Source organism: Pseudomonas sp. CBZ-4 (assembly GCF_000346755.1).
Taxonomy (GTDB): Bacteria; Pseudomonadota; Gammaproteobacteria; order Pseudomonadales; family Pseudomonadaceae; genus Aquipseudomonas.
This window is the reverse complement of sequence record NZ_ANNV01000102.1, coordinates 1-22,577: the sequence shown is the minus strand read 5'-3', so window position 1 is coordinate 22,577 and position 22,577 is coordinate 1. Positions and strand designations below refer to the sequence as shown.

The following is a 22,577-nucleotide window of genomic DNA, read 5'->3' as shown; positions in this document are numbered from 1 at the left end:
GGCAGCGCAGCCAAGATGATTTGGCGTTTGGCGGGGTGTAACCATAGGTTTTTTCTGATTGAACGCCGGTAAACAGGGACTTTTTGCGGTGAAGGTTTTGCCCCGATTTATGGTTCTTGCGCCACCTCGGCCGGCAAGGCACCCGCGGTCTTGATGGTTTTAGTGACGATGTAGGTGAAGTAGCGCTCAATGCCCAGGTCATCGAGCAACAACTGGTCGATAAACCGCTGGTAATGGTCAATGTCCGGCGCCTGGATCATCGCCATGTAATCAACACCGCCACCGGTGGCGTAACAGAATGCCACTTCGGCGGCCTCGTTCATGCGTTGCTCGAACCGCCGCATGTCCTGGGCGGTGTGTCGGGCCAGGGTGATTTCCACCAGCACCTGCTGGCCTTTGAACACCGCGTTCCAGTCGATCTGTGCCCGGTAGCCCTTGATAAGCCCTAGCGACTCCAACTTGCGAACCCGCTCCCACGCCGGGGTCACCGAGAGATTGATCGCCTCGGCCAGGCTCGACTTGGTGATCCGACCATCTTCGGCGAGGATTCGCAGGATTTTCAGGTCATAGCGATCGAGCTTGTGCATGGTCCGAGGACCTCCGGGCATTGAAAATTGTGGCAGAACCTGTGGGAGCGGGCTTGCCCGCGAATGCGGTATGTCAGTCACATCGATGCTGGATGTGCCGCCGCCATCGCGGGCAAGCTCACTTTCACAGGGGTTGGGGTCAGGTCAATACATCGGCGATGACTGCAATGATATCGCCGCACTGCACCATTCCTGGAAAGTGGCGCGCCGCCAGCAGCCCGCTGCGGGCCGCGCGATATTCCACCGGAGCGACGCCGCTACGGGTAGCGTCGTAAACGCGGGCAATCACTTCTCCCTTGCTCACGTTGTCGCCCAGATCGCGGCACATTTCCAGCAAGCCATCGTGTTCGCTATCGATGAAGCAAGTGGCATCGGGCATGCCTAACATGATTGACTCCGCGGGCTGGATCTCACCTTCAAGAATCCCTGCATGCACTAGCAGATTGCGCACCCCGCGCTCGGCAATCGCCACACTGCGCGCCGTGGACGAACCACCGCCACCCAGTTCGGTCGTGACAAAGACTTTGCCCTGACGCTCGGCGGCGGTGTCGTACATCGACCCTGCATCGAGCTCCAGCATGCGCATGCTGTAAGGCGCATTGAAAGCGCGCATGCCGGCTTCGCATTGAGCCTGCTGTTTTTTGTCGGGCAGCACATGACAGGCTGCAAAAGGCAGGAAATCCAGGGTGCGGCCACCGGAATGGATGTCCAGCACGATATCGGCCAAGGGCAACAGAGTCCGATTGAAGTAATCGGCAATTTTCTCGGTCACGGTGCCGTCCGGCTTACCGGGGAAACTGCGATTGAGATTGCCCTTGTCGATCGGCGACGTGCGCCGACCAGCATGGAACGCCGGGGTGTTCATGAACGGGACGATAATCACCCGCCCCGTTACCTCGGCGGCCGTCAGGCCCTGCGCCAGCTTGCTCAGCGCCACCGGGCCTTCGTATTCGTCACCGTGGTTACCGCCGGTAAGCAGCGCAGTCGGACCCTGGCCGCGCTGAATCACCGTTACCGGAATCATCACCGCGCCCCAGGCCGAATCGTCCCGGGAATACGGCAATTTGAGGAATCCGTGCTGCACGCCTTCGCGGGCAAAGTCCACCGTGGCATTGATCGGATTGTCAGGTAAATCGCTCATGGCTCAATCCTTCACGAACAGTTGGCGTGGCACATTGCACAGTGTCTCGACACCGGTCTCAGTGATCAAAATGCTTTCGGTGATCTCCAGTCCCCAATCGTCCATCCACAGGCCCGGCATGAAGTGGAACGTCATGCCCGGTTGCAACACACTGGTGTCGCCGGGACGCAGGCTCATGGTGCGTTCGCCCCAGTCTGGCGGATAGCTGATCCCGATCGGGTAGCCGCAACGGCTGTCCTTGTGGATGCCGAATTTCTCCAACACTTTGAAAAACGCCACAGCGATGTCGCCGGTGGTGTTGCCCGGTTTGGCTGCTTCCAGTCCCGCGGCGATGCCTTCGACCACCGCTTTTTCGCCGTCGAGGAAGTGCTGTGGAGGTTTGCCCAAATAGATCGTGCGCGACAGCGGACAGTGATAACGCTTGTAGCAACCGGCGATTTCAAAGAAGGTCCCGGCGCCTTTTTCGAACGGCGAATCGTCCCAGGTCAGGTGCGGCGCGCTGGCGTCGGCACCCGTGGGCAATAGCGGCACGATGGCCGGGTAATCGCCGCCATGACCGTCAGCGCCGAGGATCCCGCTGCTGTAGATTTCAGCCACCAGTTCATTTTTGCGCATGCCCGGCTCGATTCGTTCGAGGATCCGCCCGTGCATGTTTTCGACGATGCGCGCAGCGATGCGCATGTAAGCGATTTCCTGGGGCGACTTGATCGCCCGCTGCCAGTTCACCAACCCGACCGCGTCGATCAGCTTGGCCTGCGGCAGGTTTTTCTGCAGCGACAAATACGCGGCGGCGCTGAAATAATAGTTATCCATTTCCACGCCGATGGTCAGCGCGTCCCAACCCCGGGCACTGATGACTTCCCGCGACAGGTAATCCATCGGATGGCGTTCCCGGGACTGCACGTAGATGTCCGGGTAACCGACGATGTTCTCGTGCTGCATGAACACCGTGCGCTTGGCGCCGTTGGCGTCTTGCCCGCGACCGAACCAGACTGGCTCGCCGTCGAGCGCCAACAACACGCATTGGTGAACGTAAAACGACCAACCGTCATAGCCGGTCAGCCAGGCCATGTTCGACGGATCGGTGACCAGCAACAGCTCGATGCCCTGAATCTGCATGGCCGCTCGAACCTTGGCCAGACGCTGGGCGTATTCCTCCCGTTCGAACGGGAGATTGATGACTATCTGAGACATGCACATGCCCTCTGATAAATGACGCACGGATGAAAAAAGTGGATTAGCTGCCGAACTGAAAACCCTTGCCGGCCGAGCGCGCGCGCTCGAAGGCCAGATTGGCCATGGCGGTGTCCTGGGCGCCGGTGCCGGTGAGGTCGCACAAGGTGACTTGCGCCTCGCTGGTCCGACCTGGGCGCTGGCCTGCGAGCACTTGCCCCAATTCGGCCAAGCCCGATTCGTCGGTAATAGCGCCGGCCGCCAGAGCGTGATGCAACTCGCCGAGGATTCGCGTCTGGCTCAAGCGATCCGCCACGTAGCGGTCGACCTGCGCCAGCGCCTGGGGGGAAATTTCGTTTTTGTGTTCGGCGTCCGAGCCCATGGCTGTGATATGCAAGCCGGGGTGCAGATGGCGCGCTTCGATCAAGGGTTCGCGGCTCGGGGTGCAGGTGATCGCAATGTCCACGCCGGTCATGGCCTCGTCGATGCTCGCGCAAGGCGTGACCGTCAGGCCGCTGTCGCGCGCCAGTTCAGCGCTGAAGTCTTGAGCCTTGGCGCTATCACGTGCCCAGACTTGAACGGATTCAATCGGTCGCACCAGGCGCAATGCCTGAAGCTGTAACGCGGCCTGCTCGCCGGCACCGATCAGCGCCACGCTGCGACTGTCGACCCGCGACAGGGCGCGAGCCGCCACGGCGCCCGCCGCGGCTGTGCGTACGGCGGTCAGATAACCGTTGTCCAGCAGCAAGGCGTCGAGCAAACCGGTGCGCGCCGACAGCAACATCATCATGCCGTTGAGGCTCGGTAGGCCGAGTTTCGGATTGTCGAAAAAACCCGGACTGACCTTGATCGCAAAACGCTCCAGGCCCGGCAGGTACGCAGTCTTCACGTCCACTTCGCCATTGTGCTCGGGGATGTCCAGACGCAGGATCGGCGGCATTGCCACCGCTGCTGTGGCCAGCAGCACAAAGGCTTGTTCGATGGCTTCGATGCTCGGCAGGTCTAGTGCTACGCAGGCACGCAGATCCGCTTCGCTCAATAAGGTGATGTCACTCATCAATGCGGCACTCCATTCAGTCGTTATTGTTGGGGTTCACGCATCTGCGCCCGCGAGGACGCGCAGGTGCTGATCGATGTCGACGTTACGGCCGCTGACCACCACCACGATCGGCCCGCGCGGCTCAATCAATCCATCAAGCAACGCGGCAATCCCGACCACGGCCGCGCCTTCCAGCACCAGACGCTCTTCGCGATAGGCATGGCGTAGGGCATTGGCGATGGAAGTCTCGCTGAGCAAATGCAGGTGGTCACACAGATCGCGAGTCATGTTGAAGGTGTAACGGTTGTTCAGGCCGATGCCACCGCCGAGCGAGTCGGCCAGGGTCGGCAGCTCTTCGACTTCCACCGGATGCCCGGCTGCGAGGCTGGCGTGCATGGCTGCACCGCGTTGCATGCTGATGCCGTGGGTGATGATGTTCGCGCTGACGCTTTTGATCGCCAGCGCAACCCCGGCAAACAAACCGCCGCCGGACAACGGCACGAGAATTTGCACCACGTCCGGTTGCTGTTCGAGGATTTCCAGCCCCAGCGTGCCCTGCCCGGCGATGATGGTCGGGTGATCGAACGGCGGCAGCAATGTCGCGCCTTGCTCGTTGGCGATCCGTTCGGCTTCACGCTGGGCGTCGTCCTGAGACTGGCCGACGATGCATACCTCGGCGCCCAGATCACGAATGGCTTGAACCTTGTTCGCCGGCACCAGATGCGACAGGCAAATCGTCGCCTTCACGCCTTGCCGGGAAGCGGCATACGCCAGAGCACGACCGTGATTACCGGTCGACGCCGCCACCACGCCACGCGCTTTCTCCTCGGCGCTGAGCTGCGCCACGGCATTGCTCGCGCCGCGCAATTTGAAACTGCCGGTGATTTGCTGGGATTCGAGTTTGAGGTACACCGCCACGCCCAATCGTTGCGAAAGGCTGGGCGAGTATTCCAAGGGGGTACGCCGGACAAGCGATTCGATGCGCTGGCGAGCGAGGTAAACATCATGTAGCTGCAACGTTGACATGACCGCGTCCCGACTGTGGTGTTGGGCGCAGTCTAAGAGGACTGGATTGTCGTAATGAATGTACTAGGGCAATTTATCCGACAAACTTTTTTGCGGACTTTTTCCCGGTCAAAAATCATGGATTTGCGGGTACTGCCCGAATATCTCGCGCATGCTTATCAATGCATCACGCATTTCTTCGTCGCTGCATTCGGCGCCGACACACACCCTCACCGCTCGAGCTCGCGGCGTTCCACGCACGGTGAACGGATCAGGCGATGCGACAGCGATGTGCCGGTGACGCAAGGCCCGCACCAGGCTGTCGACCTCCCAGTGTATTGGAATGCCAACCCACGCGTTCAGTGCATGAGGATGCTGGCCGAGCAGGTGCTCGCCCAGGTATTTGCTGACTATCGCCTGCCTGCCGGCCAACAGTTTGCGCTGCAATCGCACGAGCGTGTCGGCGCGACCGTCACGAATCCAGCGCGCAGCGATTTCGGAGACCATGGGCGTGGCCATCCAGCTGTTGACCCGCAAGATACTTTCGGTGCGCAACGCCAGTCGCTTGGGCACTACCAAATAGCCGATGCGCAAACCGGTCAGCACTGACTTGGTCATGCTAGTGCAATAGAACGATAACTCCGGCAGGTAATGGCTGATTGGCGGCGCGCGATGCTCATCCAGCAACGGCCCGTATACATCGTCTTCAATGATGTGCACACCGAAACGCCGGGCGATATCGGCAATCTCCCGCCGACGACTGTCGGGCATCAGGCTGGTGGTCGGGTTGTTCAGGTTGGGCGTGCACACCAGCGCGGTGATGCGCTCATTGCTGCACATGTCTTCGAAGTGTTCCGGGTCTATGCCATAGCGGTCCATTTCCAGGCCTTTGAGGGTGAATCCCAATACCTGAGAGTTGCCGATTACCCCGTGATCGGTGATCCCTTCGCAGAGCACGACATCATCGGGACCGGCCAGAGACGCCAGCGCAAGGAAGATGCCGTGAGCGGCGCCGTTGGTAATCAGGATGTCATCACGCTCGACCCGCAGTCCTTGCCGTCCGATCCAGTGCGTGGCCTCTTCGCGGTGCGACTCGAAACCCGCAATCGGACGAAATGCGTGTATCCACGGCTGATCCTCTTCCGTGCTGAGTTCGAGACAGGTGTCACGCCAGAACTGGTCGTGCTCGCGGGTGTGCAGGATCCGCGCGATGGAAAAATCCACCAGGGCCCGTTCGGGGCTATCGAGAATATAGGTAGCCACTCGATCGCTCATGCGCCGCGACACAAAACTGCCGCGCCCGACTTCGCAACGCACCAGCCCCTGACGCTCCAGCTCTTTATAGGCGTTGGTGACCGTCTGCACGCTGATGCCCATGGTATCGGCAACATGCCGCTGCGGTGGCAGGCGCTGATCATTGGCCAAGACACCCTGCTCGATATCATCGGCAATCGCCTGCACCAGAATCTTGTACTTTGACTCGCCACTGCGGGCGATATCCAGTGCCGCTTTCCATTTGTCCATCAGCGCTAAAACTCGGGTCTGTGCTCGTCGGGACAGCATCGCGCTAGTATCCATGCAATGCAATTGTCCTAGTGCAATACAATGATGCTCAGCGCTTTTGTATGCTCGGCTCAAGGTCGACAGCGGGCACCTTAAAGCCCACAACAAAATCAATCGACCTGTACCGGACTGCGCCCAGCTCCATGAGATCAGTCCTTGTACGCTTTGCTCTTGTAACACTGCCTCCTACCACAGAGCCGTCACCGACGGGTCAACAAGAAACAGGAGATTTTATCGATGAGCAATTTCCCTTCCCGCAGCACCCATGCATTGCGTCACCTGTTCATAGCTTGCGCGATGTTCGGCCTAGCCGCCGGCGCCCAAGCCGCTACGACACTGGAAACCGTCAAACAGAACAGCAGCATCCGTATCGGTTATGCCAACGAAACCCCATTCGCCTTTACCGAAACCGACGGCAGGGTCACCGGTGAATCACCGGAAATCGCCAAAGCCATCTTTGCCAAAATGGGCATCAAACAGGTTGACGGCGTGTTGACCGAATGGGGCTCGTTGATCCCGGGTCTGCGCGCCGGGCGCTTCGACGTGATTGCCGCCGGCATGTACATCACGCCGGCTCGCTGCAAGCAGGTGCTGTTTACCGATCCGCAGTATCAACTGCCAGACGCGCTGCTTACGGCCAAAGGCAACCCGAAGGGGCTGCACAGTTACGAAGACATCGCCAAGAATCCCGAGGTGAAGCTGGCAATCATGGCCGGCACGGTGAACCTGGGCTATGCCCGCGACTCGGGTGTAAAGGATGAGCAAATCCTCCAAGTACCGGACACCACCGCCCAGTTGCAAGCCGTGCGCGCCGGTCGTGCCGATGCGGCAGTGGGTACTCAACTGACCATGAAAGGTTTGGCCGCCAAGGGTGGTGAAAAAGTTGAAGCAGTCACCGAGTTCAAGGATGACCCGTCACACATTGGATACGGTGCTCTCGCCTTCCGTCCGGAAGACAAAGACCTGCGCGATGCGGTCAACGCCGAGTTGAAAAAATGGTTGGGTTCCGAAGAGCACCTCAAGGCAGTTGCCCCTTTCGGGTTTGACAAATCCAACGTGACAAGCAAAACGGCTGCCGAGCTCTGCGCTCAATAGTCGAAACAGGCATGGCGCCACGGCGCGATGCCTATTTCCCTGCTTAACCCGGATGGACAGGTTTAAACCATGGGTGAATTACTTCCGCTATTGATACAAGGCGCTTGGGTGACGCTCCAGGTGACGATCTTCGGTTCGCTGCTGGCGATTGTCGCGGCGATTCTCGCGGCCCTGGGGCGCATGTCGCCCTGGCGGCCATTGCGCTGGTTTTCCATTGCTTACATTGAAGTGTTTCGCGGCACGTCGTTACTGGTGCAATTGTTCTGGCTGTTTTTTGTGCTGCCGCTGCCGCCCTTCAACCTTGAACTGAGCCCCTACAGCGTGGCCATCGTCGGCCTAGGCTTGCACATTGGTGCTTACGGCGCCGAGGTGATGCGCGGTGCGATCAGCTCCGTCGCCAAGGGTCAATACGAAGCGTCCACGGCACTCAACTTCAGCGGCTACAAACGCTTTCGCCGCATCATTCTTCCGCAGGCGTTGCTGGCCGCTATACCGCCGGGTACCAACCTGCTGATCGAATTGCTTAAAAATACTTCGCTGGTGTCGTTGATCACCCTGTCAGACCTGAGCTTCAGGGCTCGTCAACTGGATCAGGCCACTTTCCAGACCCTGGAAATCTTCAGTCTGGCGCTGGTGATGTATTTCATCCTGGCGCAAGCCATCAACATCGGCATGCGCCGCATTGAGCAGCATCTGGCTCGCGGGCGGTTGCGTGGAGGTCTGTCATGACACTGTTCGACTGGACCTATGCCTGGCATATCCTTCCCGATTTGCTGCGCGCCTCGCTCAACACCGTGGGCATTACCCTGATCGGTTTCCTGATCGCCATTGTGCTGGGACTGTTCCTGGCTATCGGCCGACGGAGCCGCAGAGTCTGGCTGTCGTGGCCGACCACCGCTGTGATCGAGTTCATTCGCAGTACGCCACTGCTGATCCAGGTGTATTTCCTTTACTACGTGCTGCCCAATTACGGCGTCAGCATGACCGCCATGCAAGTGGGCATTCTGGGTATCGGCCTGCATTACGCCTGTTACATCGCCGAGGTGTATCGCGGCGGCCTCGATGCGGTGCCGCGCGCACAATGGGAAGCAGTCACGGCGCTGAACATCGCCCCGTACAGCGCATATCGCAACATAATCCTGCCGCAGGCCCTGCGGCCGATCCTGCCGCCATTGGGTAACTATCTGGTGGCAATGCTCAAGGATACGCCGGTGCTGTCGGCGATTACCGTGGTGGAAATCATGCAACAGGCCAAGAACATCGGCTCCGAGAACTTCCGCTATCTGGAGCCGATCACCATGGTCGGTCTGTTTTTCCTCGCCCTAAGCATCGCTTTGGCTTATCTGGTACGGCGCCTTGAAGTGCGCCTGGAGCTACGCTAATGACTACCCCACTGTCGACACCCGGTGACCTTTCAAGGCACAGCAACCCGACCCCGCTGCATCCGCAAGAGGCCACGGCCATGCAGAAAACCAAACCGGTAAAGCCGATCGTCAGCTTCCAGGACGTTACCAAGAGCTACGGCAACTTTACCGTGCTCGATCATTTGAACCTAGACGTCACGCCGGGTGAAAAAGTCGCGATCATCGGCCCCAGCGGCTCCGGAAAATCCACACTGCTGCGGGTACTGATGACACTCGAAGGCATCGATGACGGACTGATTCGCATTGAGGATGACTTGCTGACCCACATGCCCAATCGCAACGGTGTATTGGTGCCCGCCAATGACCGGCACATCCGCCGAGTGCGTGGCAAGATCGGCATGGTGTTCCAGAGTTTTAACCTGTTCCCTCACATGACAGCGTTGCAAAACGTTATCGAGGCGCCGGTGCAGGTGCTCGGCATGAAACCGACCGAGGCCCGTGAACGTGCAGCAGACTTGCTGGAACTGGTGGGTCTGGGCAGCAAGCTCGGGCATTACCCATCGCAGTTGTCCGGTGGTCAACAACAACGGGTGGCGATCGCCCGGGCACTCGCCATGCGCCCGAAAGTCATGCTGTTCGACGAAGTGACCTCCGCCCTCGACCCGGAACTGTGCGGTGAAGTGCTCAACGTGATCCGCAAGCTCGGCACCGAACACAACCTGACCATGCTGATGGTGACGCATCAAATGGGTTTCGCCCGTGAGTTCGCTGATCGTGTGTGCTTTTTCTACAAAGGGCAGATTCACGAGCAGGGCACCCCGGCGCAAATCTTCGAACACCCGCAGCAGGAACGCACGTGCGCGTTTCTCAGTGCGGTGAAAGAAGCAAACTAGGCAAGCTCACCAGCCCTGGCCGCCACTCGGGTCGATTACGCGTTGGGATTGCAGTTCATCGTCCCGCTGGGGGATTTGGTAAAGCCAAAAGGAGTAGTTCATGACTTGCTTGATTTGTGGTGAAACTGCGGCGGTCGTTGAAACTGATGGTGAATACGAGGAAGGAATCTGTCCGAGCTGTGGGCATTGTCGAATTACGGGTGCGGCGCTTGTGCTGATGAAAACCCACGGCCGGTATTTCGATATAGAGCTGACTCGGAAGTGGATCACAGAGCACCAAGGCATCGGATTTATTCCAACAATTGATTCGCGCCAGGCAGTTCGCCTGATTGACGTTTAATCGGCGACTCAATTCAGATCCGTCACTGTCCCGCTGAGGCAAATACGCTTTTCTGTGGGCATAGGGGCCCAATCCAGGGGCATGTCCTGGCGGTGACGTGATTCGGATTTATGGGCTATTGGTTGATGGCCCGGTATATGGTCTGATTCAGGAGCTTTGTAATGACAGATACCCCCTTACAGAGATGCCGACGTGGTGTTGGCGTGCCCAAAATGTGGAAGCAACCACTTTGAACGTCCGCTTCCGCGAAAGTCGTAAGACCGCTTAGGGTCGATTTTTGCCTGTCGCCACCCTCAGATATGTGGCTTGGGGTTGGCGACCATTTAAACATTGAGAGTGGGATCGGGTGATGGTTTTAAATCCAATCCGGGATACGACTAACGCCCCTAATATTTGAGGCTTCAATCGACACGAATCTGTTGGGTGGCCCGCGGTAAAGTGAATGCGGCATGATGCCCAGCGGGCGAAAAGTGAGAGTACCCACTTACATCGGTTTGACCGAGACTACTTCCACAAACCTGAATTTTTTTCTGGCCGTCTTTGTAGCTTCTTGTTCTGCAACTAGGGAGCTCAGCGTATCGGCCTCATGCACCATCTCGTACATCTCGCCTTCAAATTCGTTTCCCACACGGAGCGTAACTCTCAACCTAGGAGTGAAGCCTTTTGAGACTGCCTTTTTCTTCGCTGCCTTCACCGGTTGTACGATCACAACATCCGGGACTGTGTCCTGCACGTCTGAGTTAATTGCCGGCGCAGAGGGCTCAGAATCACCGAATAGCGCCCGGCGCATCTCATCTTCCATCAATTCCGTATTCATACCATTTCTCAGAAGGGTGTTATCTATAACCTGATCGATTCTATCAGGATGGCCGGACTCTGTAGTAAAGCGTCGTTGGGTCTGACCTGAGGTGACAAAGGCCAACAGAGCAGATACCGGCGAGCGTCAGCATCTGTCCATCTGCCGCCTATCATGGCGGGCAGCTGTCGGCCAGTCTCAGCCAAAGACGAGATGAGCTAGGCTTCCGGCATCATTCCTCAAGGACGACCGCCATGCCAGATAACTCAGACTGCAAGATCGCCACGGCGGACGCTCTGACATTGCTCCTCCACAACCAGCACGCCTTAAGTGCAGCTATAGAAGAAATAACCAAGTGGCTCTCAGAAAATGGGGTAGGAAGCGTCGCCGCTAATGCGATGTCGGCTATGGAAACGCTGGACACTAATGCTCAAGCCATCACAGATTCCATTTTGAGGATACGCCAGTCATAAATTACTCAGCGCAAGACTGCCCTCTGATTTGAATGCCCCCCGATTTTGTAGACACAATTGACTGGCGGCTATGGGACGGATAGCGACGGTCTAGCATCGACCGTCGCAGTGAATGGTCAGACTTCCGTCTGCTCGGCCATTTCCAAGGCATCATCGACCTCGATTCCCAGGTATCTGACAGTGCTTTCAAGCTTCGTATGACCAAGCAGGAGTTGGACGGCTCTCAGGTTCTTCGTCCTGCGATAGATCAACGAAGCCTTGGTTCTCCTTAGCGTGTGGGTTCCGTACATGGTTGGATCAAGGCCAATAGCTGTCACCCAAGCTTTGACTATTCGAGCGTATTGCCTGGTGGAAAGATGGTCTGAGGCGTGCAACCGGCTCGGGAACAAGAAGTCCTCGCTGCGGAGACGCGCCTCGCGCATCCAAGCCTCCAGAACCGTTCGGGTTTGCTCAGTGATTTCAAACTGCACTGGGTGCTGAGTTTTTTGCTGCATCACGATGGCCCGTGACGACACATGCTCCCCATGGGCGATGTCTCGGACTCGCAACTTGGTTAAGTCACAGGCACGCAGCTTGCTATCGATGGCCAAGTTGAATAGCGCCAAATCACGCGCCTTCTCAGCAAGCTGAAGTCTTACTCGGATAGCCCAGATATCTCTGACTCGGAGCGGGGCTTTCTGACCGACAAGCTTTCCCTTGTTCCAAGGCTGATGGCTGTATGTAGCAATGGTGTTCATGGCTCGTCCTCCACGTTGAGGGAGGACAAGAGTGGATCAGTCACAATGGCTGGTGGTCGCTATCCGACCCATAGCTGTCGTTCACCAGCGGAAAACTGCTCCGCAACGGACTGTCGAAAATAGCTCGGCGGAGAAATCAAAAACCTTCATCAGATTGTCGAGGTTTCAAGCGTATCGGCTTCATTGAACAGTTCGCGCATCACCACCACGAACGCTTCAGCCGGGCGGGATGGGTTCTGGGTTTGCGACGAGGCGATCACGACTCGTTGCGGTGGGATGCTAGCGTCAAATGGGCGACACACGATGGGTCGCCCGTCGTAGCTCAAGTCTCCAGCGGGTCGAGTGACGAGAATCGACACTCCGTGCCCATGTGCCACGAGTGAGCGCACCATTTCCACCGAGCGCAACTCCATAATGACATTGGGCTCTACACCGCCCGAGCGGAACAGTGACAGGAAATAGTCGCGACTGTGAGGTAGGTCTAGAAGGATAAAGGGCTCGGTTTGCAAATCCTGAATACACAAGCTGGCTTTTGCTGCCAGATGATGCCCTTCGGGCAGCAGCACATAAGGTGATTGCAGTCCCACCGCCTGTAGCTTGACCTTACGAGCCAGGTTCATGTCATAGATCAGCGCTAAATCAAGGGTGCCGCGCTCCACCCGTTCAATCAGTTCCTCGGTGTCACCTTCGACAATGGCGACTCGTACCTCAGGAAAGCGCTGCTTGAAGCGCTCGACCATGGTGGGGACATGTCGCGCGCCCAACGTTGCAAAGCAACCCACCGAAAGGTCCCCCACCACGCTATCAGTCTCCTTGGCAGAGAGCTGCGCGGCACTTTGCAGTAGCTGCCTTGCTTGCTGGTAACGGCGGGTTCCGGCGGAGCTGAGTTCGATCCCTTTGCCTGGAATCCTCACGAACAAGCGCTCATCCCATAAGGCTTCCAACTCCGCAATCGCGTTTGATATCGAGGGTTGGGACACACTCAGCGACTTCGCCGCATTGACGGTACTTCGACATTGGGCCGCTGCTACAAAATATTCGATTTGCCGAAGGCTGAAGTGAATCATTATTTTTAATTCGCTGTATCAACAGTGCATATTTTTAATTATATACCCCGCCGCTTAACCTCAGTCCATCCACAGCCTGTGTCCTTCCAAAAAACGCGCTGATCTGGCGCAGATGCTGCACTAACAATATCGAGGATTCGCCCATGGCTAGTTCAACTGCGCCTGTTGCACCGAGGTCGGTAATTGAAACCCGCTCCATCGATTACATACCGGAAAACGAGCGCCATGGCAGCGCCTTCGGTCAGTTCACACTGTGGCTGGGTGTGAACCTGAACATCACGGCCATCGTCACCGGGGCTTTGGCGGTGGTGCTGGGAGGCGATGTATTCTGGTCGTTGATTGGCCTTCTGATAGGCCAAGTACTTGGCAGCATCGTCATGGGCCTGCAAGCTGCCCAGGGGCCGGCGATTGGCCTGCCACAGATGATCCGCAGTCGCGTGCAGTTCGGTGTCTATGGTGCGGTCATTCCGCTTGTACTGGTGAGTTTGTTGTACGTGGGGTTCTCGGCGGGCGGCACGTTGCTGGCCGGTCAATCGGTGGCGAAAGTGCTATCGATCGCGGACTGGCAGGGCATCATTCTGTTCGGCCTGGTAACCCTGTTGTTGGCGACCCTTGGGTATCGCACCATCCACTCCATCGCCAAAGTAGCCAGCGTGGTGGGCGTCATTGCCTTTATCTACATGTTCGGTGCGTTGCTGGCCCGGCACGATATCCATGCGCTGCTCGACAATCGTCACTTCGTCGCTGCCAACTTCGTGTTTTCGATCTCGTTGGCAGCCGCCTGGCAGATTTCGTATGGGCCATATGTAGCGGACTACTCCCGATATTTGCCCAGTCAGACGTCCAAGTTGAAGATCTTTCTGGCTGCATCGCTGGGCACAGTACTGGGATCACAGGCCGCCATGACCTTCGGTGTGTTTGCCGCAGCCCTCGCCGGAACCGCCTTCTCGGGCCATGAGGTAGAGTTTGTCGTCAGCCTGGGCTCGACGGGTGTGTTGGCCATGATCCTGTATCTGGTGGTCGGCTTCGGCAAGATCACCATGATGACCCTCAACGCTTACAGCAGCTACATGTCCAGCGCGACCATTGTCAGCGCGTTCTGCGGCGTCAGCAGAGTGTCTCTGGCCCATCGCTTCATCTATGTGCTGGGAATGGTGTCCGTTGCAGTGCTGATTGCCCTGGCCGGTTCCCACAGCTTTATCAGTGCGTTTTCTTCCTTCCTCATTTTTCTCCTGGCGTTCATCACCCCCTGGAGCGCGATCAGCCTGGCCGACGTGTTCTTCGTCAACGGCACGCGCTATGACCTGGCAGCTCTCAATGATCCCGCTGGCCGCTATGGCCGTTGGAACTGGCCGGTTATTGCCACCTACTGCTGTGGGGTACTGATGGAGTTGCCGTTCATTTCCAGCGGTTTCTACACCGGACCGGTCGCCCGTGCGCTGAACTATGCAGATGTTTCCTGGGTGGTCGGCCTGCTGGGTACCGGAATGCTTTATTGCCTGGTCAGTCGGCGAATGGCCGCCAGGGTGCCACCGTCCCTGACGCCTGCTCTCGACAGCAAAGCCTAACTGGATTTCCAATCCAATCAGCCTTCACTTCACTCTCAGGTAGTCTTTTCATGACATCGGATAAATCCCGCTTCGCACGCGAAAACTTGCCCGGCGACCCATACGCAATGCTGTTGCACTGCGCGAACCGCTGGCCGGACAAGGAGGCGCTCGTATTTGACTCCACACCTCAGCGGCTGACCTTCAGCCAATGGTTGCTTGCTTCCCAGACACTGGCCTGTGCCTTGCGGCGGCGCGGGATTCAACCCGGCAGCTCGGTGGCATTGTGGGCGGAAAACAGAATCGAATGGCCAATCGCGCAGGTCGCCATCGCTGCCATTGGTGCGGTGCTGGTGCCGGTTAATACGCACTTTCGCGAGGACGACCTCCTGCATGTGCTGGACCACAGTCAGTCGGTGGCGATCTTGCTTTCCGCGCGCTTTCGCTCCAGTGACTATCTGTCCATGACACTGGACACTCGTAACCGGTTACCCCTTCTGCGCGACGTGATTTGTTTCGACGGACCTGGGCTTCACGCTGAGAATTGCTGGAGTTACGCAGCACTGATGAGCGAAGGACCGCAGCTGCCATTTCAGGCGTGGCCCTGGTCGCCTCGCGAGCTGGCCAGCATCCAGTACACCTCCGGCACCACAGGGCGGCCAAAGGGCGCTGAACTGTGCTTCGAAGGCATGTTGATGAATGCACGAGGAACCGTCGCGCGTCTGGCGGTTACCGCCGAGGATCGCTGGACTTCCATCATTCCGCTATTCCACTGCGCGGGCTGCATTATGAATGTGCTCTCAGCGCTGGCCGCAGGGGCTACGTATGTGGGGGTCAGTGCCTTCGAAGCCGAGCGAATGTTGCACCTCGTGGAGGCCGAGCGCTGTACGCTGCTGACGGGCGTTCCCACCTCTTATCTGGCCATGCTGGAGCACCCGCGACGAACACAGTACGACCTTGGCTCGTTGCGGGCGGGCACTTGCGGTGGCGCCGATTGCGACCCGGCTTTGCTCGAACGCTGCGCGTCTGCGTTCCCGATTCCAGGCCTGGTACAGGTGTACGGCCAGACTGAAGCCAGCACCCTTATCGCTTTGGACAGTTGCGAGAGTGCGCAGCGATTCACCACCGCCGGCATGCCATTGCCAGGCATGCAGGTGCGCGTGTGTGATCCGGACAACGGCCAGGTGCTGGCCTGCGGTGAGACCGGGCAGGTTCAGGTGCGCGGGCCCATGGTGATGCTCGGTTATCATCGTGACCCGCTGGAGACTACTCGTTGTATCGACCTCGATGGCTGGATGCAGACGGGGGATCTCGGACGCGTTACCGCCGATGGCCGAGTGGAACTTGTGGGAGGACGGTTACGCGACATGATCATCCGCGGTGGCGAGAACATCTACCCGGTGGAGGTGGAGAACCTGCTACGCGGCCACCCGGCGATCACCGAAATCGCTGTATTTGCCATGCCGGATCCTTTCTACGGCGAAGTGGTCGCCGCGGCGGTCGAGTTGGGTGGGGCGCTCTCCGCTGCGCAGGTGAAGCAAGCGTGTGCCGGAAAAATCGCTGGGTTCAAGCATCCATCCAGGGTGTTCAAGGTCAGCCAATGGCCCATGACGTCCAGTGGAAAAATACTCAAGCGCGAGCTGAAAGCCCAAGCCATGGCGATGCAGTTGGAGGAATTGCCATGAGCACACCGATCATCGGCCACCGGCATCACTGCGCATTCGTACCAGGGCTTCAACAGACGGCTGCCGCCATCGGTAATGCCGGGGTGCAGGTGGTATCTACGCCGGCACTTATTGCTCTGCTGGAGGAAACGGCGGGCAGTGGCGTTCAGGCTTTCTGCGTTCCGGGATGGGGCACGGTTGGCACTAAAGTGGATATTGCGCATTTGAGCCCGGCCTGGCCGGGCATTGAGGTCCAGTGCGAAGCCGTGTTGGAGTCGACCAAGGGCCGCACGTTGAGTTTCGCGGTGAGCGCGAGCCAACAAGGGCGGTTAGTGATGCGCGGCCATCACGAACGAGTGAGGGTCGACCTCAGCCGCTTCTCCCTACCGCAACCGATCAGTGCGGGCGAGCCAATTGAGTTTTTTTTCGATTTTCACAGTCCATGGTGCTACCTGGCTATGCCGCGCTTGCGAGAAATCGCCGCTGCCCATGGTCGAGCGATTCATTGGCGGCCTATGCACTTGGCCAACCTGATCGATCACATCGGGGGGCGGCGACCACTGGAAGCATCGCCAGCATTTGTGCGGTGGTTTCAGCAGGATTTGCAGGATTGGGCTCGACTGAGACGCTTGACGCTAAGCTACCACCCTCAGTTTCCATTACGGCCTTCCCGAGCTTTGCGTTGCAGCTTGTATGCAATCGAGAAGGGAAAGGGCGTGGAGTTCATCTTCAACGTGATGCGAGCTTACTGGAGTGAAAACCGGGATATCAGCGACCTGGAGATCCTCGGCGATCTGGCGATTGCAGCAGGCCTGGACCGAAGTGCAACTATTCAAGCTGCTTCCGATGAGCGATTCAAACTGGCACTGGAGGCTAACAACGATCAAGCCGTGCAGGTAGGCGTTTTCGGTGCTCCGACCTTCATCGCCGATTCGAAGCTGTTCTGGGGCAATGATCGGCTGGAAATGATGGGAGATTATCTAGCCCAGAGTAACGGTCAGAACAATTAGTCCCTGGCGATGGAGGAGCGTTGAATCAGGCTTAAAGAGTGGGAAGGTTTCTGTATTGCTTCATTTGACGAACCGCTCCTCAATTCATACCCGGGAGCAAGTCGACTGACTGCTTATGGCCGGTTTCTGCCTGTTGTTACCGGCTGCTTTGGGCTGGCTGTGGGTCACTTCTTGCTCGTGCAGAACTTGGCCCATTCCGCCATCAGTGCCCTGCGCTTCTCCAGAAGGTCGGAGCGCGAATAGGCCGCCTCGGTCTGGTCGCGTTCATCATGGGCAAGCGCAAGCTCGCATACCTCTCGCGGGTAGTTGGTGCATTCGTTTGCCCAGTCCCGGAAGGTCGATCGAAAGCCATGTCTCGTGATGTCTGCATATCCCAGCTTGTGCAGCAGGTTGCGTATGGCGTTGCCATGCATGACACCATTCTTCCCTTGCCCAGGGAAGAGATATATTGAATGAGTCGTATTCATGATATCCAGCATCTCGACTACCGGGGGCGATAGAGGAATGACGAAAGGTTTTCGCATCTTCATGCGCTCAGCCGGCAGTGCCCAAGTGCCAGTTTCGAGGTCAAACTCAGACCATTGAGCATGTTGGATCATGTGGTAACGAGCACCGGTCAGAATCAGTAATCTGGTTGCGATGGCGTCACGTGTATCGATGTTGGCCAGGGTGGATATCAGCTTCGGAGTGTCTTTCCACTGCAGTGCTGGGAAGTGTTGGCGCTGCCTGGCCTTCTTCTTCTCTGCCTTGCTCAGCAAGTTGTCCAAGTGCCCGCGCCAGCGGGCAGGATTGTCTCCCTCGCGTAAACGCCGAGTCTTGGCTGCATCCAGTATTTGCTCGATCTGGCCCCTGATTTCATCAGCAGTCCGTGTCTTGGTTACCCAGATGGGTTGCAATGCAGCAAGCACATGCTCGGTGCTGATGATGTCAGCCGACAACTTGCCCATGGTCGGGAAGGCGTAGAGCTCCAGTTTGCGCAGCCAGCCTTTCCGCCACTTCTCAGACCAACTGCTGCCGTGTGCTTGTTGGTATTCGCGAGCGAGATCTTCGAACGTCGTGCGACGTGCTGCAGCCTGGCGTTCCGCTTCGCGCTTGGCTTCCTTTGCTGCATCGCGGGTTGCCAGTGGGTCGCTTCCGGAAGCTAGAAGCTTGCGTTGATCGGCGGCCAACTGCCGGGCTTGGCTGAGTGTGACGGTTGGGAAGGGGCCTAGCCCCATTTCGCGGCTGCGGCCATCCAGCTTGTAGCGGAAGATCCAGCTGGTGCCGCCGCTCTTGGATACCTGGAAGTACAGGCCATCGCCATCATTGGTTTTTCCTGGCGTTGCAGCCTTGGTTATCGACTCCACGGTCTTGCTGGTCAGCTTGCCCATTACTAGCTCCTACTCCAACCCACACCCCTCGACCCACACTTTGACCCACACCTTGGTCGCGGATTTTATGGATGGTTACTGGATGTCCTAGGACGAATGCTAAGCTGCAGGGCCCGTATTTGCTAGTGCTGTAGGATCTTGTCGGATTTCTTCGGGCAATAAAAAAGCCGGCTTGTGGCCGGCTTCTCGCTGACTGCCTCAGCTTGTTTTTGACAAACCTCAACAGCCTTCAAATCGCTCAGCCAACATTGCGTCTGGCTGAATAGTAGGGGCATCCGCGGGAACTCCTCCGCATCGCCGAGCAGGGTGAATAGCCTTGAGCCAACCCCTGCCAAATGTGCGGCGCATGATACCCACATTCACCTCAAATGCCCACCTCCGGTTCCGATTTAGAGCCTTCCCAGCCCAACAGGTGTTCATCCAGTGGCACGGGCGGGCGGCGGTTGTTTAGCGTGGACCACCAGAACACCCAACCGACGATCTTCACACTCTGTTCGAAACGTTGCTCGTAGGTGAGGTATTCGTCGGGATGTTCGCCGGCGTTGTGGCTGCGCATGCGCAGGCCGCCGCCGGGGCGGTTGTAGAGGTATTTGATGCGCAGCATGCCGTCGTGTTCGACGGCGTAGATTTCGCCGTCGACGATTTGCGTGCGGCCGCTGTCGATGGCGAGGGTGGCGCCTTGCTGGATGATGTCGATCATGCTGTTGTCGGCCATGTAGGCGCCGATTGCGCGGTCGGGGTTTACGCTGAGTGCTTCGAGGGTGTGCAGGGAGACGCGGATGCGCTCGGTGGAGGTGAAGGTGGGGTGGAGGGGGATCTCCACGTCGATTTTTTCCGGGGCGCAGGCTGGGCCTGTGAGGTATTTGCCGCTGTCTTCGCGGGTGGGCAGTGCATTCCTTGCAGTGGGCCCGTCCAACAGAAAGTTGGCCGGTGGGTGTTTGGGACCAAGGCCGGTGTTCAGCCAGCGACTGGAGACGCACAGTAGTTCTGCGATCTCGTTGAGTCGGCCCATGGGGACGCCGCGCTTGAACCAGTTGTTCACGTGTTGAGGCGTGACGCCGCGGTTCTTGGCGAAGTCGGACGCGGAAAGATGAACTTCCCGTAACAGCGCTTTTAAACGATCACCTGATGTATTCATAAACGCAGAGTTTACTGGCGGGGGAAGCAAATCAAATAAACCATGCGTTGATTTGCGCGTGTAGGCTTTTGCTTAGTTGTAGTTTGTTTTTTCAGTTTTCTTTTATTGTTAAACGTTAGTTGCTTTTCGTTGAACTCTGCGTTTAATGCCGAGCACAAAAAAGCCCCGAATAGTCGGGGCTTTTTTTATTGCAGTCGCCATGAGGCGCGGTGATCAGCCTTTGTAGGCGGCAACCGACTTCATGATCTCGGCGCGGGCGGCATCTGCGTTGCCCCAACCGTCGATCTTCACCCATTTGCCTTTTTCGAGGTCTTTGTAGTTCTCGAAGAAGTGCTTGATCTGTTCCAGCAGCAGTGGCGGCAGGTCGGTGTATTCCTTCACGTCCACGTACAGTTGGGACAGCTTGTCGTGGGGTACTGCGATGACTTTGGCATCGCCGCCGCCGTCGTCGGTCATGTTCAGGATGCCAACTGGACGCGCGCGGATAACCGAGCCTGGGGTAACCGGGTAAGGGGTTACGACCAGCACGTCGAGGGGGTCACCGTCGTCAGCCAGGGTGTTGGGGATGAAACCGTAGTTGGCCGGGTAGAACATCGGGGTGGCCATGAAACGGTCAACGAACAGGCAGTCGCTGTCTTTGTCGATTTCGTATTTGATCGGCGCGTGGTTGGCCGGAATCTCGATGGCGACGTAGATGTCGTTCGGCAGGTCTTTGCCAGCCGGAATCTTGCTGTAGCTCATTGGGCGTTGCCCCCGTTAATTGGCCAAGAAACTTGGCCGGATTGGCCTAAAAGTGGCGGCGATTATAGGCACATTCTGGCGCCGATGCCATGCGCCAGACGTCGTACGGTCATTCGTCTTGCGGCTGATAACGCGGGTCGCTGGCTTGCAGTTGGTGCAGGCGGGCCAGGGTGTCCTGGCGATAAAAGCGGCTGAGTTGGGCGTACACCTGTGGATAACGATTGACCAGTAAATCCGGGGCGCTGAAAAAGTATTCGCTGGTGACGGCAAAGAACTCCGCCGGGTTTTCGGCGGCGTAGGGGTCGATTTCGGTATCGGCATCCGGGTTGGCGTCCAGCTGGCGATTGAGGTCGTCGTAGGCGCCTTGCATCACGCTGGCCCACTCCTGCACGCGCATGTCATGGTGCAGCGGCGGCAGGCCGTTCGCGTCGCCGTTGAGCATGTCGAGTTTGTGCGCCAGTTCGTGGATGACCAGGTTGTAGCCTTCCCAGTTGCCGCTGGCCAGCACGCCGGGCCAGGCGAGGATCACCGGGCCCTGTTGCCAGGCTTCGCCGCTGTGTTCGCCGTCCCACTCATGCTCGATGCCGCTGCTGTCGCGATGGCGCTGGGGGCTGAGGAAATCGTCGGGGTACAGCACGATTTCGTGGAAGCCCTGGTACCAGTCGAGGTCGCCGAGGTTCATCAACGGCAATTGCGCCTGGGCGGCGAGCAGCAGGCGTTGTTCCTGATGCAGTTCGACGCCGGGGAGGGCGGTGAGGTGTTTTTCGGCGAGAAACACCACGCAGGCTTCGCGCAGCCATTGGTCCTGTTCGGCGCTGATACCGTCGAGAAAGGTCAGGTGCTCGCGCACCCGTTGCCAGGTGTCATCGGCAATCGGGTGCTTGGCCAGCAGGCGCCGGCGACGCCAGGCGCTGAGGGACCACATCGCCAGTTACTGCGGCTTGGCTTCGGAGGACGTGCGACCAAAGCGGCTGCGGAACACGCCAATGATCATCGGCACCAGCGACAGCAGGATGATAAACACCACCAGCAGCGAGAGGTTCTTCTTGATAAAGGGCACGTTGCCGAAGAAGTAGCCCAGGGTCACCAGGCCGCCGACCCAGAGGATGGTGCCCAGTACGCTGAAGCCGAAGAACCGCGGGTAGGGCATGCGGGCGATGCCGGCGACGAACGGCGCAAAGGTGCGCAGGATCGGCAGGAAGCGCGCCAGGGTCACGGTTTTGCCGCCGTGCTTGTCGTAGAAGTCGTGGGTTTTTTGCAGGTAGTCGCGACGGAATATTTTCGAGTTCGGGTTGCTGAACAAGCGTTCTCCGGCCGTTCGTCCGATGACATAGTTGGTGCTGTCGCCGAGTATCGCCGCCAGCATCAACAGGCCGCCGAGCAAGACCGGGTCCATGCCACCGCCAGCCGCCACGGCGCCAGCAATAAACAGCAACGAATCACCCGGCAGGAACGGCATGACCACCAGGCCGGTTTCGCAAAAGATGACCAGGAACAGAATGGCGTAGATCCACGGACCGTAATTGGTTACCAGCATGTCGAGGTAGACGTCGAGATGCAGGATAAGGTCGAGCGGGTTGAAATCCATGGATGGCACCTGTGTGAATGGCTCGGCTCAGCAGGCCAGTGCGGAAGCTGGGGTAAGTAAGACTACAAATGTATGTCGCGATTCTTACAACCTTGAGAGGTCCGCATTATACGGATCGAGAGGTGAAAAGCCTGTTGGTTTTGTAGCGGGGGATGTCGCGATTTGTAAGGATATACACCGCTCCAAATGTGGGAGCTGGCTTGCCTGCGATGGCGGTGGGTCTGTGAAAGGTACGCTGGCTGGCCC

At 58.1% G+C, this 22,577-nt stretch carries 23 protein-coding genes; 9 read left to right on the top strand and 14 right to left on the bottom strand.

Going from position 1 to position 22,577, the window contains the following annotated elements:
- Positions 1 to 107: 107 nt before the first annotated feature.
- From B348_RS0113225 to B348_RS0113200, 6 genes are all read right to left on the bottom strand, one after another.
- The gene (locus tag B348_RS0113225) at positions 108 to 587 is read right to left on the bottom strand and encodes an Lrp/AsnC family transcriptional regulator (protein ID WP_017736592.1); all 480 of its coding nucleotides are present in this window, start codon (positions 585 to 587) and stop codon (positions 108 to 110) included.
- Positions 588 to 726: 139 nt separating this feature from the next.
- A complete protein-coding gene (doeB, locus tag B348_RS0113220) occupies positions 727 to 1,728 on the bottom strand; it encodes a N(2)-acetyl-L-2,4-diaminobutanoate deacetylase DoeB (RefSeq protein ID WP_017736591.1) in 1,002 nt (333 codons plus the stop codon).
- Positions 1,729 to 1,731: 3 nt separating this feature from the next.
- Positions 1,732 to 2,922 carry an ectoine hydrolase DoeA gene (gene doeA, locus B348_RS0113215; protein WP_019818799.1) on the bottom strand — a complete coding sequence of 397 codons (1,191 nt, stop codon included), beginning with the start codon at positions 2,920 to 2,922 and terminating at the stop codon, positions 1,732 to 1,734.
- Positions 2,923 to 2,965: 43 nt separating this feature from the next.
- The gene (eutC, locus tag B348_RS0113210) at positions 2,966 to 3,958 is read right to left on the bottom strand and encodes an ectoine utilization protein EutC (RefSeq protein ID WP_017736589.1); all 993 of its coding nucleotides are present in this window, start codon (positions 3,956 to 3,958) and stop codon (positions 2,966 to 2,968) included.
- Positions 3,959 to 3,994: 36 nt separating this feature from the next.
- A complete protein-coding gene (gene eutB / locus B348_RS0113205) occupies positions 3,995 to 4,966 on the bottom strand; it encodes a hydroxyectoine utilization dehydratase EutB (RefSeq protein ID WP_019818796.1) in 972 nt (323 codons plus the stop codon).
- 108 nt (positions 4,967 to 5,074) lie between these two features.
- Positions 5,075 to 6,469, bottom strand: a complete 1,395-nt coding sequence (locus B348_RS0113200; RefSeq protein ID WP_017736587.1) for a PLP-dependent aminotransferase family protein — start codon at positions 6,467 to 6,469, stop codon at positions 5,075 to 5,077.
- A gap of 276 nt (positions 6,470 to 6,745) precedes the next feature.
- Here B348_RS0113200 and ehuB point away from each other — a divergent pair, with 276 nt between their 5' ends.
- The 5 genes from ehuB to B348_RS0113170 all read left to right on the top strand — a co-directional run bounded on the left by ehuB (position 6,746) and on the right by B348_RS0113170 (position 10,200).
- Positions 6,746 to 7,603 (top strand): ectoine/hydroxyectoine ABC transporter substrate-binding protein EhuB, encoded by an 858-nt coding sequence (gene ehuB / locus B348_RS0113190; RefSeq protein ID WP_017736585.1) that lies wholly within the window; start codon positions 6,746 to 6,748, stop codon positions 7,601 to 7,603.
- A gap of 69 nt (positions 7,604 to 7,672) precedes the next feature.
- Positions 7,673 to 8,332, top strand: coding sequence for an ectoine/hydroxyectoine ABC transporter permease subunit EhuC (gene ehuC / locus B348_RS0113185; RefSeq protein ID WP_019818793.1), 660 nt, complete (start codon positions 7,673 to 7,675; stop codon positions 8,330 to 8,332).
- Positions 8,329 to 8,985, top strand: coding sequence for an ectoine/hydroxyectoine ABC transporter permease subunit EhuD (gene ehuD, locus B348_RS0113180; RefSeq protein WP_017736583.1), 657 nt, complete (start codon positions 8,329 to 8,331; stop codon positions 8,983 to 8,985). Before ehuC ends, ehuD begins: the two co-directional genes overlap by 4 nt.
- A gap of 80 nt (positions 8,986 to 9,065) precedes the next feature.
- A complete protein-coding gene (gene ehuA / locus B348_RS0113175) occupies positions 9,066 to 9,860 on the top strand; it encodes an ectoine/hydroxyectoine ABC transporter ATP-binding protein EhuA (RefSeq protein ID WP_017736582.1) in 795 nt (264 codons plus the stop codon).
- Between the two features lie 100 nt (positions 9,861 to 9,960).
- Positions 9,961 to 10,200 carry a hypothetical protein gene (locus tag B348_RS0113170; RefSeq protein ID WP_017736581.1) on the top strand — a complete coding sequence of 80 codons (240 nt, stop codon included), beginning with the start codon at positions 9,961 to 9,963 and terminating at the stop codon, positions 10,198 to 10,200.
- 484 nt (positions 10,201 to 10,684) lie between these two features.
- On the opposite strand, the gene B348_RS0113165 is transcribed toward B348_RS0113170, so the two are convergent.
- Positions 10,685 to 11,017, bottom strand: a complete 333-nt coding sequence (locus B348_RS0113165; protein ID WP_017736580.1) for a hypothetical protein — start codon at positions 11,015 to 11,017, stop codon at positions 10,685 to 10,687.
- 233 nt (positions 11,018 to 11,250) lie between these two features.
- Here B348_RS0113165 and B348_RS0113160 point away from each other — a divergent pair, with 233 nt between their 5' ends.
- Positions 11,251 to 11,469 (top strand): hypothetical protein, encoded by a 219-nt coding sequence (locus B348_RS0113160; protein WP_017736579.1) that lies wholly within the window; start codon positions 11,251 to 11,253, stop codon positions 11,467 to 11,469.
- A gap of 116 nt (positions 11,470 to 11,585) precedes the next feature.
- Here the strand turns inward: B348_RS0113160 and B348_RS0113155 are convergent, their stop codons facing one another.
- Both B348_RS0113155 and B348_RS0113150 read right to left on the bottom strand, forming a co-directional pair.
- Positions 11,586 to 12,206 carry a tyrosine-type recombinase/integrase gene (locus B348_RS0113155; protein WP_017736578.1) on the bottom strand — a complete coding sequence of 207 codons (621 nt, stop codon included), beginning with the start codon at positions 12,204 to 12,206 and terminating at the stop codon, positions 11,586 to 11,588.
- Between the two features lie 149 nt (positions 12,207 to 12,355).
- On the bottom strand, positions 12,356 to 13,273 hold the full coding sequence (locus tag B348_RS0113150; RefSeq protein ID WP_017736577.1) for a LysR family transcriptional regulator: 918 nt from the start codon (positions 13,271 to 13,273) through the stop codon (positions 12,356 to 12,358).
- A 143-nt stretch (positions 13,274 to 13,416) separates the two neighbouring features.
- On the opposite strand from B348_RS0113150, the gene B348_RS0113145 reads away from it, so the two are divergent.
- Genes B348_RS0113145 through B348_RS0113135 form a run of 3 tightly spaced genes read left to right on the top strand, consistent with a single transcriptional unit; the run spans position 13,417 to position 17,494 of the window.
- Positions 13,417 to 14,841 (top strand): cytosine permease, encoded by a 1,425-nt coding sequence (locus B348_RS0113145; RefSeq protein WP_017736576.1) that lies wholly within the window; start codon positions 13,417 to 13,419, stop codon positions 14,839 to 14,841.
- A 50-nt stretch (positions 14,842 to 14,891) separates the two neighbouring features.
- Positions 14,892 to 16,505, top strand: a complete 1,614-nt coding sequence (locus B348_RS0113140) for a class I adenylate-forming enzyme family protein (RefSeq protein WP_017736575.1) — start codon at positions 14,892 to 14,894, stop codon at positions 16,503 to 16,505.
- Positions 16,502 to 17,494, top strand: a complete 993-nt coding sequence (locus B348_RS0113135) for a DsbA family protein (protein WP_017736574.1) — start codon at positions 16,502 to 16,504, stop codon at positions 17,492 to 17,494. Before B348_RS0113140 ends, B348_RS0113135 begins: the two co-directional genes overlap by 4 nt.
- Before the next feature lie 164 nt (positions 17,495 to 17,658).
- Here the strand turns inward: B348_RS0113135 and B348_RS0113130 are convergent, their stop codons facing one another.
- The 5 genes from B348_RS0113130 to B348_RS0113105 form a co-directional block, all read right to left on the bottom strand.
- Positions 17,659 to 18,864, bottom strand: a complete 1,206-nt coding sequence (locus tag B348_RS0113130; protein ID WP_017736573.1) for an integrase arm-type DNA-binding domain-containing protein — start codon at positions 18,862 to 18,864, stop codon at positions 17,659 to 17,661.
- 364 nt (positions 18,865 to 19,228) lie between these two features.
- Entirely contained in the window at positions 19,229 to 20,002 is a 774-nt protein-coding gene (locus tag B348_RS0113120) for a S24 family peptidase (RefSeq protein WP_026136772.1), read from the bottom strand.
- 213 nt (positions 20,003 to 20,215) lie between these two features.
- On the bottom strand, positions 20,216 to 20,743 hold the full coding sequence (gene ppa, locus B348_RS0113115) for an inorganic diphosphatase (RefSeq protein ID WP_003176323.1): 528 nt from the start codon (positions 20,741 to 20,743) through the stop codon (positions 20,216 to 20,218).
- Between the two features lie 109 nt (positions 20,744 to 20,852).
- Positions 20,853 to 21,668 carry a zinc-dependent peptidase gene (locus tag B348_RS0113110; RefSeq protein WP_017736570.1) on the bottom strand — a complete coding sequence of 272 codons (816 nt, stop codon included), beginning with the start codon at positions 21,666 to 21,668 and terminating at the stop codon, positions 20,853 to 20,855.
- A gap of 6 nt (positions 21,669 to 21,674) precedes the next feature.
- Complete coding sequence (locus B348_RS0113105) at positions 21,675 to 22,331, bottom strand: DedA family protein (RefSeq protein WP_017736569.1); 657 nt, start codon at positions 22,329 to 22,331, stop codon at positions 21,675 to 21,677.
- Between the last annotated feature and the right edge of the window lie 246 nt (positions 22,332 to 22,577).